The organism is Acetonema longum DSM 6540 (assembly GCF_000219125.1).
Taxonomy (GTDB): Bacteria; Bacillota; Negativicutes; order Sporomusales; family Acetonemataceae; genus Acetonema; species Acetonema longum.
The window spans coordinates 90197-111707 of sequence record NZ_AFGF01000050.1; the positions used below are offsets into that span (position 1 = coordinate 90197).

16 protein-coding genes and 1 pseudogene are annotated in these 21511 nt (G+C 53.2%); 4 read left to right on the top strand and 13 right to left on the bottom strand.

Features of this window, described 5'->3' with window-relative positions:
• Positions 1-23: 23 nt before the first annotated feature.
• Positions 24-785: a LytR/AlgR family response regulator transcription factor gene (locus ALO_RS06345; protein ID WP_004573161.1), complete on the bottom strand. Its 762-nt coding sequence runs from the start codon at positions 783-785 to the stop codon at positions 24-26.
• A complete protein-coding gene (locus ALO_RS06350) occupies positions 782-2575 on the bottom strand; it encodes a sensor histidine kinase (RefSeq protein WP_004573162.1) in 1794 nt (597 codons plus the stop codon). The genes ALO_RS06345 and ALO_RS06350 overlap by 4 nt, the downstream gene beginning before the upstream one ends.
• A 311-nt stretch (positions 2576-2886) precedes the next feature.
• Between ALO_RS06350 and ALO_RS06355 the strand changes: the two genes are divergently transcribed.
• The 4 genes from ALO_RS06355 to ALO_RS06370 all read left to right on the top strand — a co-directional run bounded on the left by ALO_RS06355 (position 2887) and on the right by ALO_RS06370 (position 8331).
• Positions 2887-3573, top strand: coding sequence for a response regulator transcription factor (locus tag ALO_RS06355; protein ID WP_004573163.1), 687 nt, complete (start codon positions 2887-2889; stop codon positions 3571-3573).
• Entirely contained in the window at positions 3551-4444 is an 894-nt protein-coding gene (locus tag ALO_RS06360) for a sensor histidine kinase (RefSeq protein ID WP_004573164.1), read from the top strand. Before ALO_RS06355 ends, ALO_RS06360 begins: the two co-directional genes overlap by 23 nt.
• A gap of 294 nt (positions 4445-4738) precedes the next feature.
• A complete protein-coding gene (locus ALO_RS23440; RefSeq protein ID WP_040292892.1) occupies positions 4739-5983 on the top strand; it encodes a flagellin N-terminal helical domain-containing protein in 1245 nt (414 codons plus the stop codon).
• Between the two features lie 305 nt (positions 5984-6288).
• Positions 6289-8331: an OPT family oligopeptide transporter gene (locus ALO_RS06370; protein WP_004573166.1), complete on the top strand. Its 2043-nt coding sequence runs from the start codon at positions 6289-6291 to the stop codon at positions 8329-8331.
• Positions 8332-8476: 145 nt separating this feature from the next.
• Here ALO_RS06370 and ALO_RS06375 read toward each other — a convergent pair whose 3' ends face one another.
• The 11 genes and pseudogenes from ALO_RS06375 to ALO_RS06425 all read right to left on the bottom strand — a co-directional run bounded on the left by ALO_RS06375 (position 8477) and on the right by ALO_RS06425 (position 21494).
• Complete coding sequence (locus tag ALO_RS06375; protein WP_004573167.1) at positions 8477-8896, bottom strand: hypothetical protein; 420 nt, start codon at positions 8894-8896, stop codon at positions 8477-8479.
• 2 nt (positions 8897-8898) lie between these two features.
• A complete protein-coding gene (gene fliD, locus ALO_RS06380) occupies positions 8899-10803 on the bottom strand; it encodes a flagellar filament capping protein FliD (protein WP_004573168.1) in 1905 nt (634 codons plus the stop codon).
• A gap of 29 nt (positions 10804-10832) precedes the next feature.
• Positions 10833-11891 (bottom strand): flagellar hook-associated protein FlgL, encoded by a 1059-nt coding sequence (gene flgL, locus ALO_RS06385; RefSeq protein ID WP_004573169.1) that lies wholly within the window; start codon positions 11889-11891, stop codon positions 10833-10835.
• 21 nt (positions 11892-11912) lie between these two features.
• Positions 11913-13451: a flagellar hook-associated protein FlgK gene (gene flgK / locus ALO_RS06390; RefSeq protein ID WP_004573170.1), complete on the bottom strand. Its 1539-nt coding sequence runs from the start codon at positions 13449-13451 to the stop codon at positions 11913-11915.
• Positions 13452-13464: 13 nt separating this feature from the next.
• Positions 13465-14949, bottom strand: coding sequence for a flagellar hook-associated protein FlgK (gene flgK / locus ALO_RS06395; RefSeq protein ID WP_004573171.1), 1485 nt, complete (start codon positions 14947-14949; stop codon positions 13465-13467).
• An 88-nt stretch (positions 14950-15037) separates the two neighbouring features.
• Positions 15038-16402 (bottom strand): flagellar hook protein FlgE, encoded by a 1365-nt coding sequence (locus ALO_RS06400; RefSeq protein ID WP_004573172.1) that lies wholly within the window; start codon positions 16400-16402, stop codon positions 15038-15040.
• 38 nt (positions 16403-16440) lie between these two features.
• On the bottom strand, positions 16441-16878 hold the full coding sequence (locus ALO_RS06405; protein ID WP_004573173.1) for a flagellar hook capping FlgD N-terminal domain-containing protein: 438 nt from the start codon (positions 16876-16878) through the stop codon (positions 16441-16443).
• Positions 16879-17089: 211 nt separating this feature from the next.
• Positions 17090-17815 carry an SAM-dependent methyltransferase gene (locus tag ALO_RS06410; protein WP_004573174.1) on the bottom strand — a complete coding sequence of 242 codons (726 nt, stop codon included), beginning with the start codon at positions 17813-17815 and terminating at the stop codon, positions 17090-17092.
• Positions 17816-18141: 326 nt separating this feature from the next.
• A complete protein-coding gene (locus ALO_RS06415) occupies positions 18142-18693 on the bottom strand; it encodes a BMC domain-containing protein (protein ID WP_004573175.1) in 552 nt (183 codons plus the stop codon).
• A pseudogene (locus ALO_RS06420) lies at positions 18690-20032 on the bottom strand (SLBB domain-containing protein). Before ALO_RS06420 ends, ALO_RS06415 begins: the two are co-directional and overlap by 4 nt.
• 25 nt (positions 20033-20057) lie before the next feature.
• Positions 20058-21494, bottom strand: a complete 1437-nt coding sequence (locus ALO_RS06425) for an aldehyde dehydrogenase family protein (RefSeq protein WP_040292897.1) — start codon at positions 21492-21494, stop codon at positions 20058-20060.
• Positions 21495-21511 lie beyond the last annotated feature (17 nt).

A 21511-nucleotide genomic window follows, 5' to 3' on the forward strand; every position in this document is an offset into this window, starting at 1 on the left:
TTGCTTTTTTTATTCAAATTTTCTTATAATGACAATGCGTCGTGCAGAGATTTAACCTGACTCCGGCTCACGGGGACGACGGATTTTTCCGGATCTTTCATAATCAATTGATAAGCGCCATTAAACCAAGGGGTAATGGAATCCACATACTGCAGATTAACCAAATATCCCCGATGAGGGCGGAAAAATGAGAAGCCGCTCAACTTATGCTCCAGTTCTTGCAGGGAGCAGTTGCTGCGATAGCGTCCTTCCATCAGACAAACCAAAACATCCCGGTCCTCACGATAAATATAGACTATCTGCACGGGATCAACAAAAAGAACCCTATCTTCATTCGCTACCGCCAGACGCTTAGGGTAGGGGTCTGCCAATGCCTGCACGCGTTCCAATGCATTGGCCAGAATATCCAGTGAAAGCTGAGGTTTGGCCAGCATCTTTCGCAATCGGTCCAGTGTCTTGTCCAACCGCTCAGGCGAAAAGGGCTTTAGAAGATAATCTACTGCCTCCAGGGAAAAAGCTTCGAGGGCGTGACAATCAAATGCTGTCGCAAATACCAGATAAGGCGGCTTTTTCAGGCGCAAAATTTCTTTGGCGGCGGTTAGGCCGTCAATTTCCGGCATTTGAATATCCAAAAACACCACATCTGGTTCCAGCCGGTGAATTTTTTCCAGAACTTCTCTGCCGTTCACCGCTTCACCGGCTATGAATATATCCGGATGAGTTCCTAATAAATAGATTAATTCGTCTCTGGCCAAGGTTTCATCATCCGCCACCAGTACTTTCATTTCTGTTTCAACTCCCTTCTCTCTCTATCAGCGTCAGACATCCCACTGGGAAAAGTCAGAGTTACGCAGGTTCCCCGATCAAATTCCGACTCGATTTTACAGGCAGCGCGGCTTCCATAGATTCCCTCCATTCTCCGGATCACCGAGTATATGCCAAATCCTGTTCCCTGTTCGGTAGGAGGAGTTATACCCCGCTGCACTTCCTTAAATTGCTTGGCGTCCATCCCGTCGCCGTTATCCTGGATCGAAATCATGATCCCTGTCTCATGAGGAGCTACAGTCAGCCACAGTTCTCCCTGGCGGTTTAGCGGGGAAATACCGTGCTTGACGGCATTCTCCACCAGCGGCAGCAAGATCAATGGCGGCGCAGGAGTTGATAAAAGGCGTTCATCGATATCATAGTGCACCGACAACTTGTCCTGAAACCGGACAGCTTCTATTGTCAGGTAATCTCGGATATGGTCCAGCTCCTCCCCCAAGGTCCGCCATTGCTGTCGACCGGCCAGGATATTGCGGCGCAGAAATTGCCCCAGCTGGACGGCGATCTGACGCGCTAAAGTCGGTTCCCGTCGGATGAGGGCCACAATGCTGTTTAAGGCGTTAAATAAAAAATGCGGGTTGACCTGGGCCTGCAGGGCTTTAATTTCAGCGTCAGCCAGTAAGCGTTCCTGCTCGTCCAGCCTGGCCAGTTCCAGCTGACTGGAAAACAAATTAGCCAGGCCATGGATCAATTCCAGCTGGCTGGGGGTGATATCAGCCGAAGAATCAAAATACAGTTTCAACGTGCCGATCACTTCACCCCGCTGCCGTAAAGGCAACACAACCCCCGCTCCCAGAGGACAATCAGAATGAGAACAGCCGATTCTTTTCTTGTTTTCCGCTATATATGATTTTCCTTCCCGAATCACCGCTTGAGTAATTTCGGTCTGCAACGGCGCGCCGGCGATGTGATGATCCGCACCTTTTCCGACAAAAGCCAGGACCGTGCGGGAATCGGTCAGGGCCACAGCCGACACTTCCGTCATTTCATGGATGATTTGGGCTGTATGCCGCGCTGAATCCTCAGTCAGGCCATGACGAAAGTAAGGCAATGTCTGGTCGGCAATGGCCAGGGCCGTATGAGCAAAACTGGCCACAGCTTCCTGTTCCCGCTGCATGACGCTTTGCAGGATGGCGAAGAAAACCATAAGGCCAATAGAGTTAGCCAGAATCATCGGTACACCGATGATCGCCACCAGTTCCCAGGCCCGGTCAAAGGGCTTGGCAACCAGCAAAATGACCAGCATCTGATTCATTTCCGCCACCAGTCCAATGAAACCCACCTGCCAAGGAGAAAGAGCTTTGCGCTTATACCAATAGTAAGCCATCATTCCGGCCAGCAGCCCTTCCCAAACTGTCGCCAGGGAACAGGCCAGATCCGTAAATCCTCCCAAGGTGTAGCGATGAATCCCGGCCACCAAGCCAGCAAAAAAGCCTACCACTGGGCCGCCCAAAATACCGCCAATAGCCACTCCCAGCACTCGGGCATTGATCACAGCCTCAGTGGGGCTGATGGCTGTGATGCGGCCGATGTTCTGGCCGCAGTCGGTGGTACTAACCACAATGCCGGTATAGGTCCCTAAGATGCCAATCAGGCCGAAAATAAAAATTGACAAGACCCGCGTCCAGAATTCTGATTTTTGCGCCAATAATTTGCGAAACCAGGTCCAGCGGCTGAGAATAAACGCCAAGGTCGCAATTACGCATACTCTCTCCACCATGAGCATGATATAGTATATCTTGGAGTCCATAGCCGCCTCCTTTCTACAGCAAAGCTAACTCTGTAAATTCCTTATTGTGATCATACCGTATTTTCTCTTCTCTGCCAACTTGTTAGCTCCATTATTATGATTTCGTCAAATAAATATAAAGATTCCAAGAAACAATCATAAACAAAATTAATCTAAATTTCCAGGTGCTATGCGTCTCTTTCCCGACATATTTTGAATCATTTTACCATTTTTCTTGGAAATAAATGAAATTCAAAGAGTATTCCGCTATAATATAAATGTCCACGGAAGGAAAATTTTCACACGGCTGTGCACTAAAAGGATGTTTTGAATTGAAACTACTGCTAGTGGAAGACGAGGCTAAGTTGATTGAAGCATTAACTCATTTGTTGAAGAAAAACGGTTACATAGTGGATGCCGTCTTAAACGGCGAAACGGGATGCGAAATGGCCTGCACCGGAATCTACGACATTATCATTCTGGATCGGATGTTGCCCCGACAAGACGGTCTCTCAATCATCCGAGAGATGCGAAGCCTGGGAGTGGATACGCCGGTCATTTTTCTTACCGCGAAGGATACGCCCCAGGACCGGACTGAAGGTCTGGACGCCGGCGCCGATGACTATTTGGTCAAGCCCTTTTCTATCGATGAATTATTGGCCAGACTGCGGGCCTTGTCCCGGCGGAAGGGAAAAGAACTGGCGGAGGACACCTTCGGCGCCGCCGGCCTGATCTTTGACCCTTTGCGCAGCCAAGTTAAGAAAGGCGATGAAGTAATCCAGCTTACCGTCAAAGAATCACAGCTTTTAGAACTACTGATACGCAATCACGATCGGGTAGTGACCAAGCAGCGGATTATGGAGAAAGTCTGGGGTTATAACTCAGAAACCGATATGGCGAATGTCAATCTATATATACATTATTTGCGCAAGAAGCTGAACGTTGCCTGCATCAAAACAGTACGCGGCATAGGCTATTACTTCCAGGAAACCGAAAATGTTGCAAAATCTGCGAATTAAATTGATCGTAATCCATGTAGTACATACAGCCGTCTTGCTGCTATTGCTGTTGTTCATTACTGCAACCTGCTATTTTTCCCAAACCAATGCCCTTACCCGTATGGAATTATCCATAATCGGCATAGCCTGCCTGGCTCTATCCACAGGCTGCCACTTTTTTCTGATTAACCGATTCCTTACGCCTTTGCAGCAAATCTGGCAGCAGCAAAAGGATTTTGTATGCGATGCTTCTCACGAAGTGCGTACACCGCTGACGGTCATTTTGACCCATCTTGATATCATCATGGCAAATTCCCATGAATCGGTGGCCAGTCAAACCAAGTGGCTGAACAATATCAGGGAAGAGGCCCTCTCTATGTCCAATCTTGTTCGATCCTTACTCTTCCTGGCCCGAGCCGATTCGCAGCAGCAGCCGCTTGACCCGAAATCATTTTTTCTGCATAATGCCTTGCTGCAGGCTGCGACTCCCTTTGAGCCTGTTGCCGCCCGCAAGGGAGTCTCCTTCAATATAACGGCTGCCACACCGGTGGCAGGGTACGGCGACGAAGCCAAAATCAAACAAGTTATTGCTATTTTATTAGATAATGCAATCCGGCATACCCCTGCCGGAGGTAAAGTCGACCTTACCCTATCCCAGGAATCCAATCAGACAATCCTAACCGTTGCCGATTCCGGCGAAGGAATTGCCTCCGAGCATTTTGACAAAATTTTTGATCGCTTTTATCAGGTGGATAAAGCCAGATCCAAGGGAGGATCCGGTCTGGGACTGGCCATTGCCAAATGGATCGTGGAAAATCACGGCGGATTCATCCAAGTAGCCAGCATTCCCGGCGCAGGTACCACTTTTACCGTGCATTTCCCCTGGCGCTAGCCTGAAAACGAACAACTCAATATCTTAATTCTACATCTGCCTGAAACCACTGGTGAAAAGCCGGTGGCTTTTTTATTGCTTAAACCGGGTTTATAAAACTTATATTTCAAATCAAATTCCAATATTTTTCCAAATAAAATTCAAAGATTAGGGTACGAAAACAAGGGCAGATAACTAAGAAAGGAGTCATACCGATGGACAAACCGTAGCGAAACCGGTCATGAAGTTTTAAACTCTCGGCACCCTTATCACGGATGAAAATTGAAAATTCAAGGAGGAAATTGAACAATGGGAATGATCATTAATCACAATCTTGGAGCTTTGAACACCTATAATCAGTTGAATCTGAACAGCAGCTCGATGAACAAATCCCTGCAGAAATTGTCGTCCGGTTATCGCATCAACTCGGCGGCCGACGATGCGGCCGGTCTGGCAATCTCCGAAAAAATGCGCAGCCAGATCCGCGGCCTGGACCAAGCCGGCCGCAATGCCCAGGATGCCATTTCACTGGTACAGACAGCAGAAGGCGCTCTGGAGGAAACCACGAATATCATGCAGCGTATGCGCGAGCTCGCCGTCCAGTCAGCCAGCGACACCAACACCGAAGAAGACCGTGCTAACCTTCAGGATGAAGTCGATGCTTTGGTTAAGGAAATCAACCGTATCGCCAGTACCACCGAGTTCAATACCAAGAAGCTGCTGAACGGCTCGATGGGAACACCCGTCACAGCTGCCGTAGCTACCGTACAAACCAATACCTCGCTCAACGCAGCGACAACCACGGGTACGGCACTGACAGCCCTCACCGATACTGCCGGCAATTCCCTGGGAATTCAAGAAGGCGACACAATTACCGTCAGCTACATCAAAGACGGTGAGCTGGTTTCAGATACCTTGGAGGTAGCTGCCGCGACAGCGTTAACTGATATTGATGCTCTCGTTGCCGACGCTGATCTGACAATTGATGCGACAACCAACGCACTGGTGGCGACAGCCACTGCCGCCGGTATCGACGGCGCCTTCTACGGCTTGACCATCACCGTTACCAATACTGCCGAAGGCGGCGACGGCGATACCAACACCACCGCCACCGACGCTCTGTCCGGGTTTAAACAGACTACGGCAGCCGCTAACGTCCGCCTGGACGGCTCGGCCACTGTTCTGATCGGCGCCAACAGCGGCCAAAGCATCAACATCTTTGTCGATGCCATGGATGCCACCACCCTGGGAGTACAAGGCCTCCAAATCAACACCCAGGAATCAGCCGACATCTCGCTGAAAGCCGTCGACACCGCTTTGTCAACAGTAGCGTCCACTCGGTCCAGACTCGGCGCCGTTCAAAATCGCCTGGAGTACACCATCAACAACCTGACTACCTCCAGCGAGAATCTGACTGCCGCCGAATCCCGCATCCGCGACGTGGATATGGCTTCGGAAATGGCCGAATACACCAAACTGAGCGTTCTGACTCAGGCGGCTACGGCCATGCTGGCGCAAGCCAATCAGCAGCCGCAGCAGGTATTGACACTTTTGCAATAGGCAATAAATATGAAAAAGCTGACCTGAAATTTCAGGTCAGCTTTTTCATCCCCAGGCTGTCGAAAGTGAAGTCAAAGTCAAACAGTCTAAGACTTAGGATTTAAGCCGAACGAAAATCGATTACAGCCGATAGCAGGCAGTGAAATATCATGATATGTCAATATTAATCCTTCTGGAATGGACAAATATTCTTTTGTCTGCTCTTAATGGAAAACAGCAGGAATTTACGCAAAGATAGAGAAAATTTCCAGATAAACTTGCTTGAGAATATTACTTGGTTTTGGTTTCCGAAAAGGAGGATACGTATGAAACAAGTCGATTTCACGAGTCATAATCTGGATGTTCCGGAACTTACACTACGGGGAATGTTGCTGGGAGTACTTATTACAGTTATCTTTACGGCATCAAACGTTTATCTGGGCTTAAAAGTAGGTCTGACATTTTCGTCGTCCATTCCTGCAGCCGTTATTTCCATGGCGGTTTTGAAGATGTTTAAAGACTCTAATGTCCTGGAGAACAACATGGTTCAGACCCAGGCATCGGCGGCAGGCACTCTTTCCGCAGTTATATTCATCATTCCCGGCCTGCTGATGATCGGGTATTGGCAAGGCTTTGCCTTCTGGCAAACCTTAATGATCTGTGCCTGCGGCGGTTGTCTCGGCGTGCTGTTCACCATCCCGCTTCGCCGTGCGATGGTTGTCAACAGCGATCTGCCTTATCCGGAAGGTCTGGCGGCTGCCGAAATCTTGAAAGTAGGCAGCGGCAGCGCTGCTGGAACCAAAGAAAATGGCATCAGAGAAATTTTGTCCGGTGGTATTATTTCGGCAATCGTTAGTCTGGGCACAAGCGGTTTTCAGGTGATTTCGTCCGAAGTGCACTATTGGTTCACCTTCGGCAAAATCACTTCGCAACTGCCGATCGGTTTCTCCTCCGCTTTGCTGGGAGCCGGTTATCTGATCGGTATCGCCAGCGGCATGGCCATGCTGACGGGCACAATTCTGGCCTGGGGTGTATTTGTACCCTATCTCACCTCGATTACGCCCCCGGCCGCCGGGCAGAGCGCCAGCGCCCTCGCCTCCGCGATCTGGGCCCAAAAGGTGCGGCTTATCGGCGCCGGTGCGATCGGTATTGCCGCCATATGGACATTGTTTACGCTTATAAAACCCATTATAGAAGGCATGCAGATTTCAATGCAGGCCATGAACCGTCAGGACGCCGGGAAAACCCTGCATCGCATGGATACTGACATGTCGCCTAAAGCGACCGGTATGGTTCTGGCCGTTATTCTGATCGGACTGCTGGGAACCTTTTATTCCTTTATCGCTGACGCAAACCTGGCGGCTGGCACTACCTGGCTCTTTGTAATCGCCGGTGTGGCCGTCGCCATCTGCATGGGTTTCTTCGTGGCCGCAGCCTGCGGCTATATGGCCGGACTGATTGGCACCTCGGCCAGCCCGATCTCGGGGATCGGCATCCTGGGGATCATTATCTCCTCGCTGGTGGTACTGGGCATCGGTTCTACCGTCAGCCTTTTCGACACGGCAATGGGCACCAAGTTCGCCATTGCGCTGGCGATTTTTATAACCAGCGTTATTGTCAGCATCGCCGCTATTTCGAACGATAACCTCCAGGACCTCAAGACCGGCTATCTGGTCGGCGCCACCCCCTGGCGGCAGCAGGTGGCCTTGCTGCTGGGCTGCATCGTCGGAGCCTTCGCTATCGCACCGGTATTAAATCTCTTATATGAAGCATACGGTTTTGTCGGCGCCATGCCGCGCCCCGGTATGGATGAAAGTCAGGTCCTGTCCGCGCCGCAGGCAACGCTGATGTCCACGATCGCCCAAGGGATCTTCAGCCATAACCTGGACTGGAACTACATTCTTGGCGGCGTGGGCGTCGGGATCGCGATGATCATTGTGGACCGCCTCCTGAAAAAGAACTCGGCGAAATATTCCCTCCCTCCCCTGGCTGTCGGCATGGGAATTTATCTGCCGCCGACTTTGGAAATGCCGCTTATCCTGGGTGCCGTTATGAGCTATTTCGTGTTCCGGTACCTGCGTAACCGGGCGGCTGAGCGGAGTCCGCAAAACATCGAAGAAGATGTGGAAGCCTGCAACCGCCACGGGGTGCTGTTTGCGTCCGGCCTTATCGTCGGGGAAAGCATAATGGGCGTTATCATCGCCATTATCATCGTATTCTCCGTAACGAGCGGCGGCAGCGACGCACCGCTGGCCCTCGTCAAGGAATTCGGACCCACGGCCGATTGGCTCGGCCTGGCCGTATTCATCGCGATGATTGTTCTTTTTGTGCAGCGGATAGTCAGTGTAAAATTCGAAACGAACAAATAATTACTCCGCTGTAGTTTATGGCTGTTTTTTTAGGTGCGCAAGCGTTTTTTCCAAAAACGTTTGCGGCACCCCTCTTCATTTTACGCAGCAATTTGTTTACTGCCCGTTTCACTACAATACTCCCAGACTGCCCCGGTATTATGCTTCATCCTTTGAGATTCAACCGGCTGACTCTGGCTATCCCGCCCGCTGGTTGATCATAGCCGTTTTTCAGCCGGCGCATCATTCGGACATTGTTTAATTCAGCCATAATGCGCTTATGCTCGTTTACGGCGTCTTGCATGGCTTGATCGCTTAGAGCCAGTATTTCTCCCTGCTTAACCTCAATTACCCGAATAACGGGCTTGAACTCATCAGGCATTTCCCGGTCATTGTTGCCTCTTAAGTCATGGTTTAGAGCAGCGAGTTCATTGAGCAGCGCAGCCCGTTCTCTGAGCAGCCGGCGAAGTCCGGTCATCTCCCGGCGGCGGACGAAACGGCTTTGCGTTGCGGTATTGATAAGGATTTTTTCAAGAAGCTCCAGCTTTTTCAGCAAAGCTGCCTGAAATTCACACTGATCCGCCATGATCAGCTCCCGGTATTGAGATAGGACTGCAGGGCTGTCAGCTGCGCATTCATCTGGCTGATATAAGTTTCCAGAGAGGTATATTGGGCGTAAAGCCTCTCCTCTTCCTCATCCAGCCGTTCTTCTTCTTTCTCAATTCTCTCCTGATAATCGTTAATGGCATTGGTCAGCACATTATCGGTAGAGGAAGCGTCGCCGCTTGTCCCCGCCTTCTGCAGCAGCAGTCCCTTATTGCCGCTGTTGTCCCGGATGGTTGAAACATTGGCCTGCAGAATGTCGTAGAACCGGTAGGCCAGGCCCTCCTCTTTGTAGCGGGTCTGCAGCTCGCCGCTGTTTAAGGTGCGCACGGTGGTAGTCCCGGAATAGGCAGACGACTGCTGGGTGAAGAGATTCATCACTCCCTCAGGGTTGGCCTCAATGGCTTCTTTTAGCTTGGTCTCGTCAATATGCAATTTGCCCTTTTCATCATAAGTGCCAGTGGTAATGCCGATGCCGCTGATCGTGACCGACTGGCCGGCAACCGAATCGTACACAGCCGTCCGCAGGTTGCTCAGCAGGTTTTTCAGCACCGAGTCGCCGGCTAAGAGACCGGTTTTGGCCTTGGCCTCCCACTCTTCTATTTCGTCTTCCGACATTTCGGCCTTCTGATCTTCCGTCAGCGGCGGATAATCCGAATCATACTCGGCGGATAACTCGGCGTTGATGCTGTCAATCAGCGCATTATAATCATTGACAAAACCGGCAATGGTATCGTAAATGGTGTCAGTATCCTGCGCCAGGGTTACGGTAACCGCTTCCGTAGTAGTTTCGTTTAGGGTATAGATCACGCCGTCAACAGTTACGGTATTGGAGCTGCGGGTCAGTTCCTGCCCGTCCAGAGTCAGCTTGGCGTCCTGTCCGGCAGAGGCCTGGCTCAAGGCAGCCGCCAGAAAGGTGCTGTCGGTCTCAGTCACGGTCAGGGTTTGCCCGGCGCCGGTCTCGCCGGCTGTTAATACCAGCTGATCGGAAAGAGAGTTGTAGGAAAGAGTCACGCCGGCGTCGCTTTGATTAATTTTCTTCATCACTTGGTCCAAGGTATCGTCTTTGTCAAAGGTAAAGCTGACCCCGTTGACCGCAAATTCGACCTGATCGTCGCTGTTGAAGGTGAAGCTGTTGGCTATAGTGCCGGCTAGCGTCTCCAAGGTGGCGGAGGTATCAATCCGGTTGGACAGGATCGCTCCTTCGCCGCTGAAGCCAAGCGACTCCAAGGCACTGCTGGACGAACCGGAACTGCTGACGGTAATCTTCTGCACGCCGCTGCCGGAAGCAGCGGCAATGGTCAGCACCCCGGCGTCCTCGGTCACCGTCACCTTACCCTCGCCTACGGCCTTGTCGATGGCTGTCTGCAGGGACGCGGCATCGGCAACCGAATCATCCAGAGTCACCGTCTTTTTGCTGCCATCCACTTCGATCACAAAGCTTTTGCCTGTCAGGGACGAATAATCGGCGGCACTGGCGCCCCGGATATCCTGCGACAGTCTGCCGTCAGTCGTCCGAGTGGCTGCCGTGGCCAGCTGGCTGACCTGGATGCTGTGGGTTCCCGCCGCGGCGCCGCTGCCGGCTGTCACCGTCACGGCACTGCTGCTGCTGGTCTGGAATTGCCGGAAAGTGCTCTGGCTCAGCAGGCTGCTGGAGGAAGTCACGTCAAAGTACTTGCTGGTAAAGGACTGCACCTCGCTGATAATGCCGCGGTATGTCTCCTGCCTCCATTCCGCCAGCTGCTGCTGTTGCTGCAGCTTGTTTAATTTGGTTTTTTTTGCGCTCATCAATTGCTCGACAATCGAATCCACATCAATGCCGGAAACCAGTCCGGTAACTCTTGTCGTTCCGCTGACCGTAGTTGATGTCACGCTGCTTGAACTGGACATTCATCCCGCCTCCTTCTCTTTTTCCCGGATCATGCTAAGAAGTCTACCAGCGTTTTGTTGATCGTCTTTGCTCCCACTGCCAGAGACGCCTCATAAACATATTCGGCCGTGGTCAGCGCTATGGAAGCTTCCGCTGTATCCACATCCTCGTTGTTGCTCATCAGAGTGGTATAGGTTTCATGGTCATTGCTCAGGCGGTTTTTCGTCATGTTGACATAGTTCATGCGGGCCCCCAAGTCGGCCTGCTCCGTCAGTACCCGCTCGTGATCTTCGTCCCAGTCGGTGAGCAGGTCGTCAATTTCAAAATTATTGGCGGTCACTGTGACGGCAGCCGGCGTCCCGCTAACTTCAGCCGTCTTATAGCTGGTTTCGCCGTCCAGAGCCAGGAGCAGCTTGGCAAAAGTATCGAACAGATTGCTGTCAGTCTCCTGGCCGGTGACATCCTGGCCTTCCAGGTTTACCGCCACCTGGGCGCCATAGCCAATATTGTATTGGATGGCTTGGTCGCCGCTGTCCTGATATATATCCGACGCGTTAGCCGTGCAAAAGGCGGTGATATCTGCGTCGCTGAGGGAATCGGCCATCGGCCCGCCGATGCTCAGATACTGGCCTTTAAACATCACTTTATCGCCGGCAGAGGTGGAGACCAATTCAAACGGCGCCTCGTCGGTGGCAAAACCGGCAAAAACATAGCGCCCGGCGTAAGAAGTATTCATGACGTCAACTGCTTCCTGCTGCAGCTGGATCACTTCTGCCTTGATTTTCTGCAGTTCCTCCTCGGTCAAAACATCGCTGGAAGCCTCTACCGTCAATTCCCGCGCCCGGGTAATAATATCGCCTAAATCGTTGAGGGCGCTCTCGGTTACTTTCTGCCAGGAAGCAGCGTCTTCCACGTTTTTTTGGTATTGGGCCACCGTATCAACATAGTTGCGGTATTTGATGGCCCGCGTCGCTACCACAGGGTCGTCGGAGGGGAGCTGAATCTTCTGCTGGCTCGACATCTGCTGCTGGGCTTTGCTCAGCCGTGCGGCGTTTTTATTGATATTCCAGACGGTATCGGCAATCATCATGTTGTTGGTGATCCGCATTTTATTCTCATCCTCCCTTCTTTAATCTGACGATACCATATTGATCGTCGTGGCGTAAATTTGGTTCCATACAGTGACCATTTGCGCCGATGCGTCGTAAGCCTGCTGATATTTGGTCATGTTGGCCGTTTCTTCATTGGTGGAGACGCCCGCCAGAGAAGAACGGCTGCCGCTGATATATTTCACCAGCGTGGTCTGATTGTCATTTTGCCGTTGGGCATAGGCGCTGGACGTGCCAAGAGTGGCGATAATCGAGTTCATAAAGTCCTCAGGGGTGCCGCTGTTGAACATGCGGGAATCCTGCACGATGCTGATCAGGTCATTGATGTTTTCATTATTCTCGTCCCCGCCGGCCGCAGAGGCAGCGGCAATCGTGTTGATATCGCCCAGCACATCCTGGGACAGCGATATATTGGCGGCCGTGATATTGGCGTAGACCTCATCCGTACCGGCGCCGCTGGCCATCAGGTCGGCTGACGACAGGCCGTCAAAGGAGAAAAAGCGGATGCCGGTGGACCCGTCGAGGCCGACACCACCGGCATGGCCGCCGTAATAGGAGGCGCCGCCTTTGTAGATGCCTTCATTGAAGGCTTTGGCAAAGGTGCGGGCAAACTCGTCCAACTGGCTGATATAGCAGGGGATTCCCTTGCTGTCTGAGCCAGCGCTGTCCCGCATGTCGAGCAGGGCTTTAAGCGAACCGTTGTCGCCCGGATCGAATGACGCACCGGTATCTTTCCAGCGGATGCCGTACAAGCCGTTTTGGGCGCTGCCGTCGGTTATGGTATACGCTTCCAGCTGCCGGGCTTTGTCGCCATTGACCAGCGTGGAGCCGTCGACCGTGATGGACAGGACTTTTGTTTCCGTGCCATCAGACTGAGTGCCTGTCACAATTTCACTGACCCGGATGCCGGCCAGCTTGGCCAGCTCGTCAATCAGGGCATCCCTCTGGTCTTTAAGCTCATTGGCGGCAGAGCCGGCGGCTGACGCCGTGGTGATCCGCTGGTTCAGTTCGGCAATCTGCTGGGTGTAGGAATTGATCTGGGTCACCGTTGTTTTCACATCAACGTTAACATCACTGCGGAGCTGGGTCAGTCTCTGCGAGGCATCGTTCAGATAGACGGCCACGGCAGCCCCTGCCTGCTGCAGCGCAGTCCGGGCCGCCGAATCGCCGGGATTCGTGGACAAGGTCTCCAGCAACCCATAGAATTCATCCATGGTAGTCGTAAAGCCGCTGCTGGAGGGCTCTCCCAGGATGGATTCGATTTCCTGCAGATAGTTGGCCTGGGTTTCCCATTTGCCCAGGGAACTATTCTCCTGCCAGTATTTCTGGTCCAGACGAAAATCCCGGACCCGCAGCACTGAATCGACCTGGGCTCCCGCGCCCACATAGAGGCGGCCGCTGTAAACCGCGGAAGGGCCGGCGGCGCTTTGATTCACAACCTGCCGCGAATAACCGGTGGTATTCACGTTGCTGGTGTTGTTGGCCGTCACCGACAGGCCGATTTTGCTGGCGGCCAGACCGCGCGAAGCAATGCTGAGGCCCATGAATGTAGAAGCCATCTCAATCCTCCCCTTATCCTATTTCGGCAATCAAATCGCCGATCAGGCCGTCAATGGTGCTGAGCACCCGCGAACTGGCGCTGTACGCGTTCTGATACATAATCATGTTCGACATTTCCTCGTCCATGGAAACACTGGCCACCAACTGCCGCTGCGTGTCCAACTGCTGGACCAGAGCGGTCTGGGTTTCGTAGTACCCTTCGGCGTTATCGCCGGCGGTTCCCAGCCAGGAAATCAGGGCCTGATAAAAATCGTTGCAATTCATTGATGAAGTGTCATATTGAAAGTATTCGCCGCTACTCAGATCATAGATCTGATTGGCGATGGTATTGTCGCCGGCTTCGCCGCTGGCAGACGCGGCAATCTTATTCCAATCGTCCGCTATCTTAGGATTGACCTGGATATTGCTGATACTGAGCGGCTGGCTGGCGTCGACAGTGGTGAAAAAATCCAGGCCGGTGCTGCCGTCAAGACCGATGCCGCTACTGTGCACTGCATTGATTTCAATCGCCAGGGTGGTGATCAAGTCATTCAAGCCTTGCCGCAGATTGGTGATGGAACTGGTTGCGTCTGCAGTGAAGTCATAGGGAAGGCCGGCGGCGTCAATAGTCTGGCAGCCGGTTGGATCGGCGTCCTCCAGATACGCTTTGATGCTGCCGCTGGTAATGCCGGCCCGGCGGTCAAAATCAGCCCATTGCACTGTCAGCGGATTGGCGCTCGATCCGTCGCCTTCCGTCACCAATTCATAGGCCCGGTCGCCGCTGACCAGAGTCACGCCGTCAATGGTGACCTGGAAGACGCCGTTGGACTGTACTGACACTTTGATATTGGCCAGGGAAGACATCTCGTCCAAAAGGCTGTCGCGCTGATCCCGCAGATAGGTGGCTTCCCCGCCGCCGGCCTCGGCCCGGGAGATTTCCTTGTTCAGGACGGCGACTTGTCCGGCCAGGTCGTTCAGGCTGGCCACGCTGTCCCTGACCCGGTTCACGGCGTCCTGCTGCAGCTGCTGCAATTGCTCGTCGATCCCGCTCAGGGCGCTGATGAGGGAAACCCCGGCTTCGGTAACCGACTGGCGGGTACTGACACTGCTGGGGTCTTTGCTCAGTTCGTCCCAGCTGTAAAAAAAGTCTTCGATCATTTGCTGCAAACCGTCGTCGGAGGTCCCGTCATCATCATTGGCCACAAACTCCATCAGCACTTCCTGCATGTATTCCAAATCGCCGCTTTTAACCGCCCAGTAGCCGGATTCGGCATTTTGCCGGCGATAGGTTTGATCGAGAAACTGGTTGCGCGCCCGCCGGATTTCTTCCACGCTGGAGCCGTTTCCCACGGACGCTCCTCCCGATAAAGGAGTATTGGTTTCCACATTGGCTGCCCTCACCCGGGAATAACCGGCAGTATTGACATTGGACAGGTTGGCGCTGGTAACCGCCAGGTTGGTGTGATTCACAAGCATTCCCGAATAGGCAACGCTGTAGCCGCCAAAAGTCGAACTCATAGCCGCACCTCCTTGTCTTTAGATGATACAGATCCCTGTCCCCAGAGCGGTGAAACCAATCCCGCCTTATGTATGGGCGGGACATGCATCACATGTTGATGAGAGATTGCAGCATTTCATCAGCGGTGGAAAGGATCTTGCTGTTGGCCTGATAGGCCCGCTGGGCGATCATCATCTGGGTGAATTGTTCGGCCAGATCCACATTGGACATTTCCAGCGTGCCGGAACTCAAGGTGCCCGTACCGCCGCTGCCGGCAGCAACGCCGCCGGTAAAATCGCCGGAGTTGGCGCTGGTTGTATAAAGGTTGGTTCCTATTTTCTCCAGACCTTCAGGATTGGAGAAAACCGCCAGGGCGATCATCCCCAGGGGCTGCGTCTGGTCATTGCTGTAGATACCGGTAATGACCCCATTGGAGCCGATGCTGATATCCTGAAGTTCGCCCGCTGCATAGCCGTCGATATAGGAAACGGTGACGCCGCTGTCGGTAGCGCTGGTATAGGTGGAAACGTTGGTAAAATCCAGGCTGATGTTAAAGGGCGCGGTGCTGGCCGAGGCGCCGGACGGGGTCAGGGTAATCGTCGGCGTGGTATTGAAATCAGTCGGATCGGTGGTGATAATGTTGCCGCTGGCATCAAACTCAACATAGCCGCTGGCAGCAACCGTCAGATTCGAGGCGGCGGAAGAGGCTTCCCAATACCAGCTGGTCACCGGATTAGCGGGGTCCGTATTGTCAACATAGCACTTTTTCCAGTTGATCTGAATATCGTAACTGTTGCCCTGGGCATCATAGACCGTCATTGATGTCGTTTTGTCAAACTCGTCGACTGTGCCGCCGATATCATTGAGCCCAGTAGCAGTGGAAGCAACCTCTGCCGAGGGGTCAAGATTGCCGGTAAAAGTAGCGGCAGTGGTGGGAGTAGGGTTGATGATCTGTTTGTTGCCGTTATAGATATCAGAAAAAATGTTAATGGGTTCTACTTCTTTATTGGTGTTATAAACATAAGAGCCGTCAGCCTGGGGCTGTCCGCCATAGTCCAGCCAACCGCAGACCTGATAGCCGCCGACGGTCAGGTTGCCCTGCTCGTCCACGCCGAAATTGCCGGCACGGGTAAACTGGTATTGGCCTACCGAACCGCCCTGGACGATGAAGAAGCCGCTGCCGCCGATAGATACGTCGGTACTGACGCCGGTAGACTGGGTGCTGCCTACCGTCATGAGAATATCGGTGGAGGCAATGCTGACGCCAAGTCCGATTTGTTTGGCATTCACGCCGCCGCGGGTGCTGGTGGCGCCGGAAGCGCCGCTGAGGGTCTGGCTTAAGAGGTCGCTGAAGCTGACCCGTTGCTGCTTATAACCGGTAGTGTTTACGTTGGCGATATTATTGGAGATCACATCGAGGTTGGACTGCTGGGACTTAAGGCCCGATACCCCGGAATAGAGCGCCATCATCATAGGAAATTACCCCCTCTGCTATTTGTTGCAAATATGTCTTAGGCTGTGGCTGTGGTGTCACCGGAATCCGAAATGTTGCCCACTTCCACCACACAATCAAGGGTCACGGCGGTTCCATCCACATTCAGATAGGTATTGCCGCCGTAAGAGATCACCGACTGCACGGTGCCGGTATAGGTAACGACATTGCCTGATGCATCGGTGATCTGATAGGCCACCTCCTGGCCGATCATATCGAAGGCCGCGGTATTGCTGATTCCGGTGTAGATGTTCTGCAGAGCCTCCAGCGAATTGATCTGGGCCATTTGGGACACATACTCGGTACTGCTGACCGGATCGGTAGGGTCCTGATATTGCAGTTCAGTTGCCAGCAGCTGAATGAACGAGTCGAAATCACTCAGGCTGTTGCTGCCTGTGGTGCTGCTCTTTTCCGTAGTGGTCGGGGTTAGCCAGTAATTGGTGATCGTATTGCTCATGTTATTTTGCCTCCTTTTATGTGGGTATCCATCGATATTGTCGCCGGCAAAGATTTTATTTCTGTTAGAAAAAAGGAGAAAGATAACATTTGTTTTCTATTGGATTTTTTACCGGAAAATAAAAAAGAACCCCTATGTCAGCCCCACGGGCTTGACATAGGGGTTCCCAGAAGACAAAGTGTGTTTTAAGAAAATCAAATGGCAAAGATATTCAGATAATTTTAGCTATCAACTGAACGAGATTAAAATACTTTCCACCCTCAGCTTCCATCATTTTGATGTCATCAGCGACAATGGGGTGATAACCGGTCTGCCACTCTTTCCACGCCTGTCTGCAGCAGGCCATTTCACGACTGTCCACTATTTCAATACCCTCTGCCATCTTCCATAAATCCTTCCACCAATCAAGAGAATGCAAGGTTCTTTCCATTTCGCTATTCCAAAACGGCTGCATTTCATCGGGAACGTTTTTCTCAAATTCGTATTTTAAGCCGGGAATAGCCACGGCGATATAGCCGCCCTTTTTTACAAAAGGAATGAGCGACGGGAGCATTTCCGCCGTATCACCGAAATAATGGTAAGCGTCCACCGTGAACAACAAGTCAAAATATCCATTTGCGAAAGGCAATCCTTTAGTCGCGTCTACGAAAATGGGAACGGCCTTATCATCAATTCCGATAGATTGGAAACGCTCATAGTTTTCAGTTGGCGAAATCCAAAGGTCGGCGGCGAAAACACACGCACCAAATTTTTTCGCTAATAAAATCGTGGAAAGGCCACACCCGCAACCGAGGTCAAGGATTCGCATATTCTCATTAATGTTTAGGTGTGACGTTAATTCCTCTGTTACTCGCAAGGCGTTTGGCCCCATCATAGCAGCTTTCAAGAACTCCGCATTTTTATCATTAGAAATAAACTGGTTTGTAAATGTATACATGTTATTCTTCCTTTCTAATTTTCGCCTTATAGAAAGAAACAAAAAAGCACAGTATGCTACTGCGCTACAAATTACACCATTATAAAAATGGATGCTCATTCAATCTGTAAGGCAGTTTTTCACAACATAAACAAGAGCAGAACAACTGCTCATCTCATGCGTTCAACTTAAATCCTTACAGCACTACCGACATCCATACACTCCTTCTTTCTTTAACATACTATATCATGGCACTATCATTATGTCAAAGCAATAAAATTGCCTTACCGTCCAGAACCCCTATGTCAGCCCTACGGGCTTGACATAGGGGTTCTGACCTTTACGCTTTAAAGCACCAGGGCCGCCAGTTCTTTGTGGGGCGCTGGCAGAACCAGCTGATCCGCCAAAAAGCCGCTGTCTAGAATAGCACTGCTGCCGGCCCGCACGGCGGCGGTGACGGCCCCAACCTCGCCGCTTAACGTTACCAGGGCTTTGCCGCCCATTCCCCGGGCCAGCCGAACTTCCAGCAGCTCAACAGCAGCGGCTTTTACGGCCGTATCGGCGGCAATAATGGCCGAGGCTACGGAATAACTTTCAATCAGTCCCAGGGAACGGAGCTGTTTTGCCTCGGTACAGCCGGTCAATGCCGGAAACAGGTTGGGATGCAGATTGGGCAGGACGAATTCATCCACGATATTCTCCGCGCCGCCAGCTGCCCGGCCGCTGCTGACCGCGCTCTGAACGGCGCCCACGTCGCCGGCCACCATGACCATATACTTGCCCGGACACAGGGACTGGGCGGTTACCAACTCCACCGGAGCGGCTTTTAGCATGGCATCGGCAGCCAGAATGCCCTTGGTAATATTCTTCATTTCCAGTAAGCCAATGGCGCTTTTCATATCTTATCCCCCTGTACAGCTTCAATCGTCACACAGCTGTCCACTGCGGTAACACGGCCGCTGATGCTGGCGTGCAGATTGGCTCCCACCGCCGCCCCCTCGGGAATCACGGCAATGAGATCGCCGCGCTTTACGCTCTTGCCCACGCCGACGATCGGCCGGGCGGGAGCGCCGATATGCTGGGCCAGAGGCAGGGTCACGTTTTGCACCGTTATTGCCGGCAAAGTCAGCGGCGCTTTGGCCTCATAGCGTTCCAAACCCAGACGGGCCAGCAGTCTCTTGGCGGGAATGCGGCGGAATTCACGGCTGGCGTGAGGGGCCTGGGGTTTGGCCTGATGGGGATTTTTCACGCCGGCTTTGGCCAGCTGGCGTTTGAATTCGGCGTTTACCCGGCGGGGCGACAATCCCATGGTGCAGCCGTAGATATCGCAGGCGCCGCACTCCGAGCACAGCATGGCACGGGTAATAACCGCCTCCGGCACTTCCCCCGGCCAAGGGCCTGCATAATGCGGTGGGGCTGCAGGCTGTGCCCCAGTAAATGCCGCGGGCAGACATCGGTGCAGGCCATACAGTTGCAGCATACCGCCTTGGCCCGATTGGCAATCATGGACCAGGGCAGATTTTTTTGCATGACCAGCGGGTGTTCCCGCGGCAGGACAATAATGCCGCCGGTTGTTTTGGTCACCGGCTGATCGGGGGTGACCAGCCTGCCCATCATCGGACCGCCCTCGATGATCGCATAGTCCTGAACCGCCGGACCGCCGGCCAGAGCGATCAATTCAGCGATCCTGATTCCCAGCGGCACTTCCAGGGTCACCGGATTGCCTACCGTCCCGGTCACGGTGACATATTTGTCCACCACCGGCTGGCCTTCCAGGGACCGGGCCACATTGACCAGGGTCTGGACATTGCTGACCACCGCGCCCACATGCAGGGGAATTCCCCCCTCCGGCACAATTCTGCCGGTCACTTCATGGAGCAGCACCTGTTCGTCGCCGGCCGGATAAAAATCAGGCAGAAAAAACAGTTCAATGCGATTCTCTCCTGTTTGAGCCAAAACTGCCTGCAGTTCCGTTACCGCTTCCTGGTATTTTTTCTTCAAGCCGATAAAGCCGCGGTTGGCCCCGGTAGCCAGCATGACCGTCTGCAGACCGATGATCAGTTTCCTGCTCTCCACCGCCATCAGCTGCTGATCCGCCCGCAGCAGCGGCTCACATTCGGCGCCGTTGGCAATCACCATGTCCACTGCGGCGTTGATCTTAACGTGGGTGGGAAAGCCGGCGCCGCCGGCTCCCACTACCCCGGCCGTCTTAACGGCGGCCAGTATCTGTTCCTTCATATTATCCATTATTCCACCCGCTTTTTTATACGATCGAGAAGGCATCCACCAAGGCGCAGCGCCGCTGCCGGGTAAAGCTGCGGGCCGAGGTCAGCCCTTCGCCGGTGGGGCCGGCGATAGTAAAGGTGGTGAACCCTTCACCGCCCACGCCGATACCGGCATAAGACGGAGCATTTTTAACAAAGATGGTGGTTTCGATGGCCTTGGCCAGCCGGGTCATATAATCCACATTCTTGGAATGCATGACCGCCGTATGCCGGTTGCCATGCTCCACCTTCACCGCCAGATCGATGGCGGCGTCGATGTCCCGCACCGAGACCAGCGGCAGCACCGGCATCATCAGTTCTTCCAGCACGAAAGGATGGTCGGCCGGGGTCTCGCACAGGATGACCCGGATATGATCCGGCGCCTGGATATTGATCTTGCTTAAAATAAACTTTGCGTCTTTGCCGATATAGTCCTTATTGACGCCATAGACTCTACGCGGTTTTCCCACGCAGCCGGGAGCCATCTCTTCCGTCCTTTCGGTAAGAACCACCTCCATCAGCCGCTCGATATCCCGGCCGGAAATCAGGTAAGCTCCGTACTTTTGCAAATAGGATATCAATTCATCGGCAATACGGCCCACCGCGATAATTTCTTTCTCGGCGATGCAAGGCAGATTGTTGTCAAAGGAGCAGCCGGCGACAATATCTTTGGCCGCTTTGGCAATATCGGCGGTCTCATCCACCACCGCCGGCGGATTGCCGGCCCCGGCGCCAATGGCCTTCTTTCCGGAGGACAACACCGCTTTGACCACAGCCGGACCGCCGGTGGCCACCAGCATCTGAATGCCCGGATGCCGCATCATGGCGTTGGCCGCCTCAATGGACGGCTCGGCAACGGCGGTCAGAAGGTTGTCCGGGCCGCCGGCCTTGACGATGGCTTCATTTAAGAGCCGGATGGTGGTCAGGGATGTGTTCTGGGCGGTGGGATGGGGGCTGAACACGATCGAATTGCCGGCCGCGATCATGCCGATGCTGTTGCAGATCACGGTTTCAGACGGATTGGTAGTAGGAGTGATGGCCCCAATGACGCCGTAAGGAGCCATTTCCACCAGTGTCAGGCCGTGATCGCCGCTCCAGGCCCGGGACGTGAGATCTTCCGTGCCCGGCGTTTTGCGGGCTGCCAGCTGATTTTTCAGGATTTTATCCTCCACCCGGCCCATGCCGCTTTCCTGCACGGCCATCTGAGCGATAACGGCCGCATTGGCAAAGGCCGCATCCCGAATGGCCCGGATCAAAGTTTCCCGCTTTTCCAGGGTCAGCAGGCGAAGCTCCTGATAAGCCTGCCGGGCCGCCGCCACTGCCTGGTCCACTGTGGCGAAAATGCCGTCACCGCTGACTGCAGCGTCTTTTCCAGCCTTCATTTGGGTCAATACTGCCCTGGTGATCTGTTCAATAAGTGTTTGATCTACCATTATGTCTGTTCCTCCTTCCG

What these genes read in the sequence shown, in the direction of transcription:
- ALO_RS06345 (WP_004573161.1), bottom strand. Translation starts at nt 785, where the DNA reads ATGAAAGTACTGGTGGCGGATGATGAAACCTTGGCCAGAGACGAATTA.
- ALO_RS06350 (WP_004573162.1), bottom strand. Translation starts at nt 2,575, where the DNA reads ATGGACTCCAAGATATACTATATCATGCTCATGGTGGAGAGAGTATGC.
- ALO_RS06360 (WP_004573164.1), top strand. Translation starts at nt 3,551, where the DNA reads ATGTTGCAAAATCTGCGAATTAAATTGATCGTAATCCATGTAGTACAT.
- ALO_RS23440 (WP_040292892.1), top strand. Translation starts at nt 4,739, where the DNA reads ATGATCATTAATCACAATCTTGGAGCTTTGAACACCTATAATCAGTTG.
- ALO_RS06370 (WP_004573166.1), top strand. Translation starts at nt 6,289, where the DNA reads ATGAAACAAGTCGATTTCACGAGTCATAATCTGGATGTTCCGGAACTT.
- ALO_RS06375 (WP_004573167.1), bottom strand. Translation starts at nt 8,896, where the DNA reads ATGGCGGATCAGTGTGAATTTCAGGCAGCTTTGCTGAAAAAGCTGGAG.
- fliD (WP_004573168.1), bottom strand. Translation starts at nt 10,803, where the DNA reads ATGTCCAGTTCAAGCAGCGTGACATCAACTACGGTCAGCGGAACGACA.
- flgL (WP_004573169.1), bottom strand. Translation starts at nt 11,891, where the DNA reads ATGCGGATCACCAACAACATGATGATTGCCGATACCGTCTGGAATATC.
- flgK (WP_004573170.1), bottom strand. Translation starts at nt 13,451, where the DNA reads ATGGCTTCTACATTCATGGGCCTCAGCATTGCTTCGCGCGGTCTGGCC.
- flgK (WP_004573171.1), bottom strand. Translation starts at nt 14,949, where the DNA reads ATGAGTTCGACTTTTGGCGGCTACAGCGTTGCCTATTCGGGAATGCTT.
- ALO_RS06400 (WP_004573172.1), bottom strand. Translation starts at nt 16,402, where the DNA reads ATGATGATGGCGCTCTATTCCGGGGTATCGGGCCTTAAGTCCCAGCAG.
- ALO_RS06405 (WP_004573173.1), bottom strand. Translation starts at nt 16,878, where the DNA reads ATGAGCAATACGATCACCAATTACTGGCTAACCCCGACCACTACGGAA.
- ALO_RS06410 (WP_004573174.1), bottom strand. Translation starts at nt 17,815, where the DNA reads ATGTATACATTTACAAACCAGTTTATTTCTAATGATAAAAATGCGGAG.
- ALO_RS06415 (WP_004573175.1), bottom strand. Translation starts at nt 18,693, where the DNA reads ATGAAAAGCGCCATTGGCTTACTGGAAATGAAGAATATTACCAAGGGC.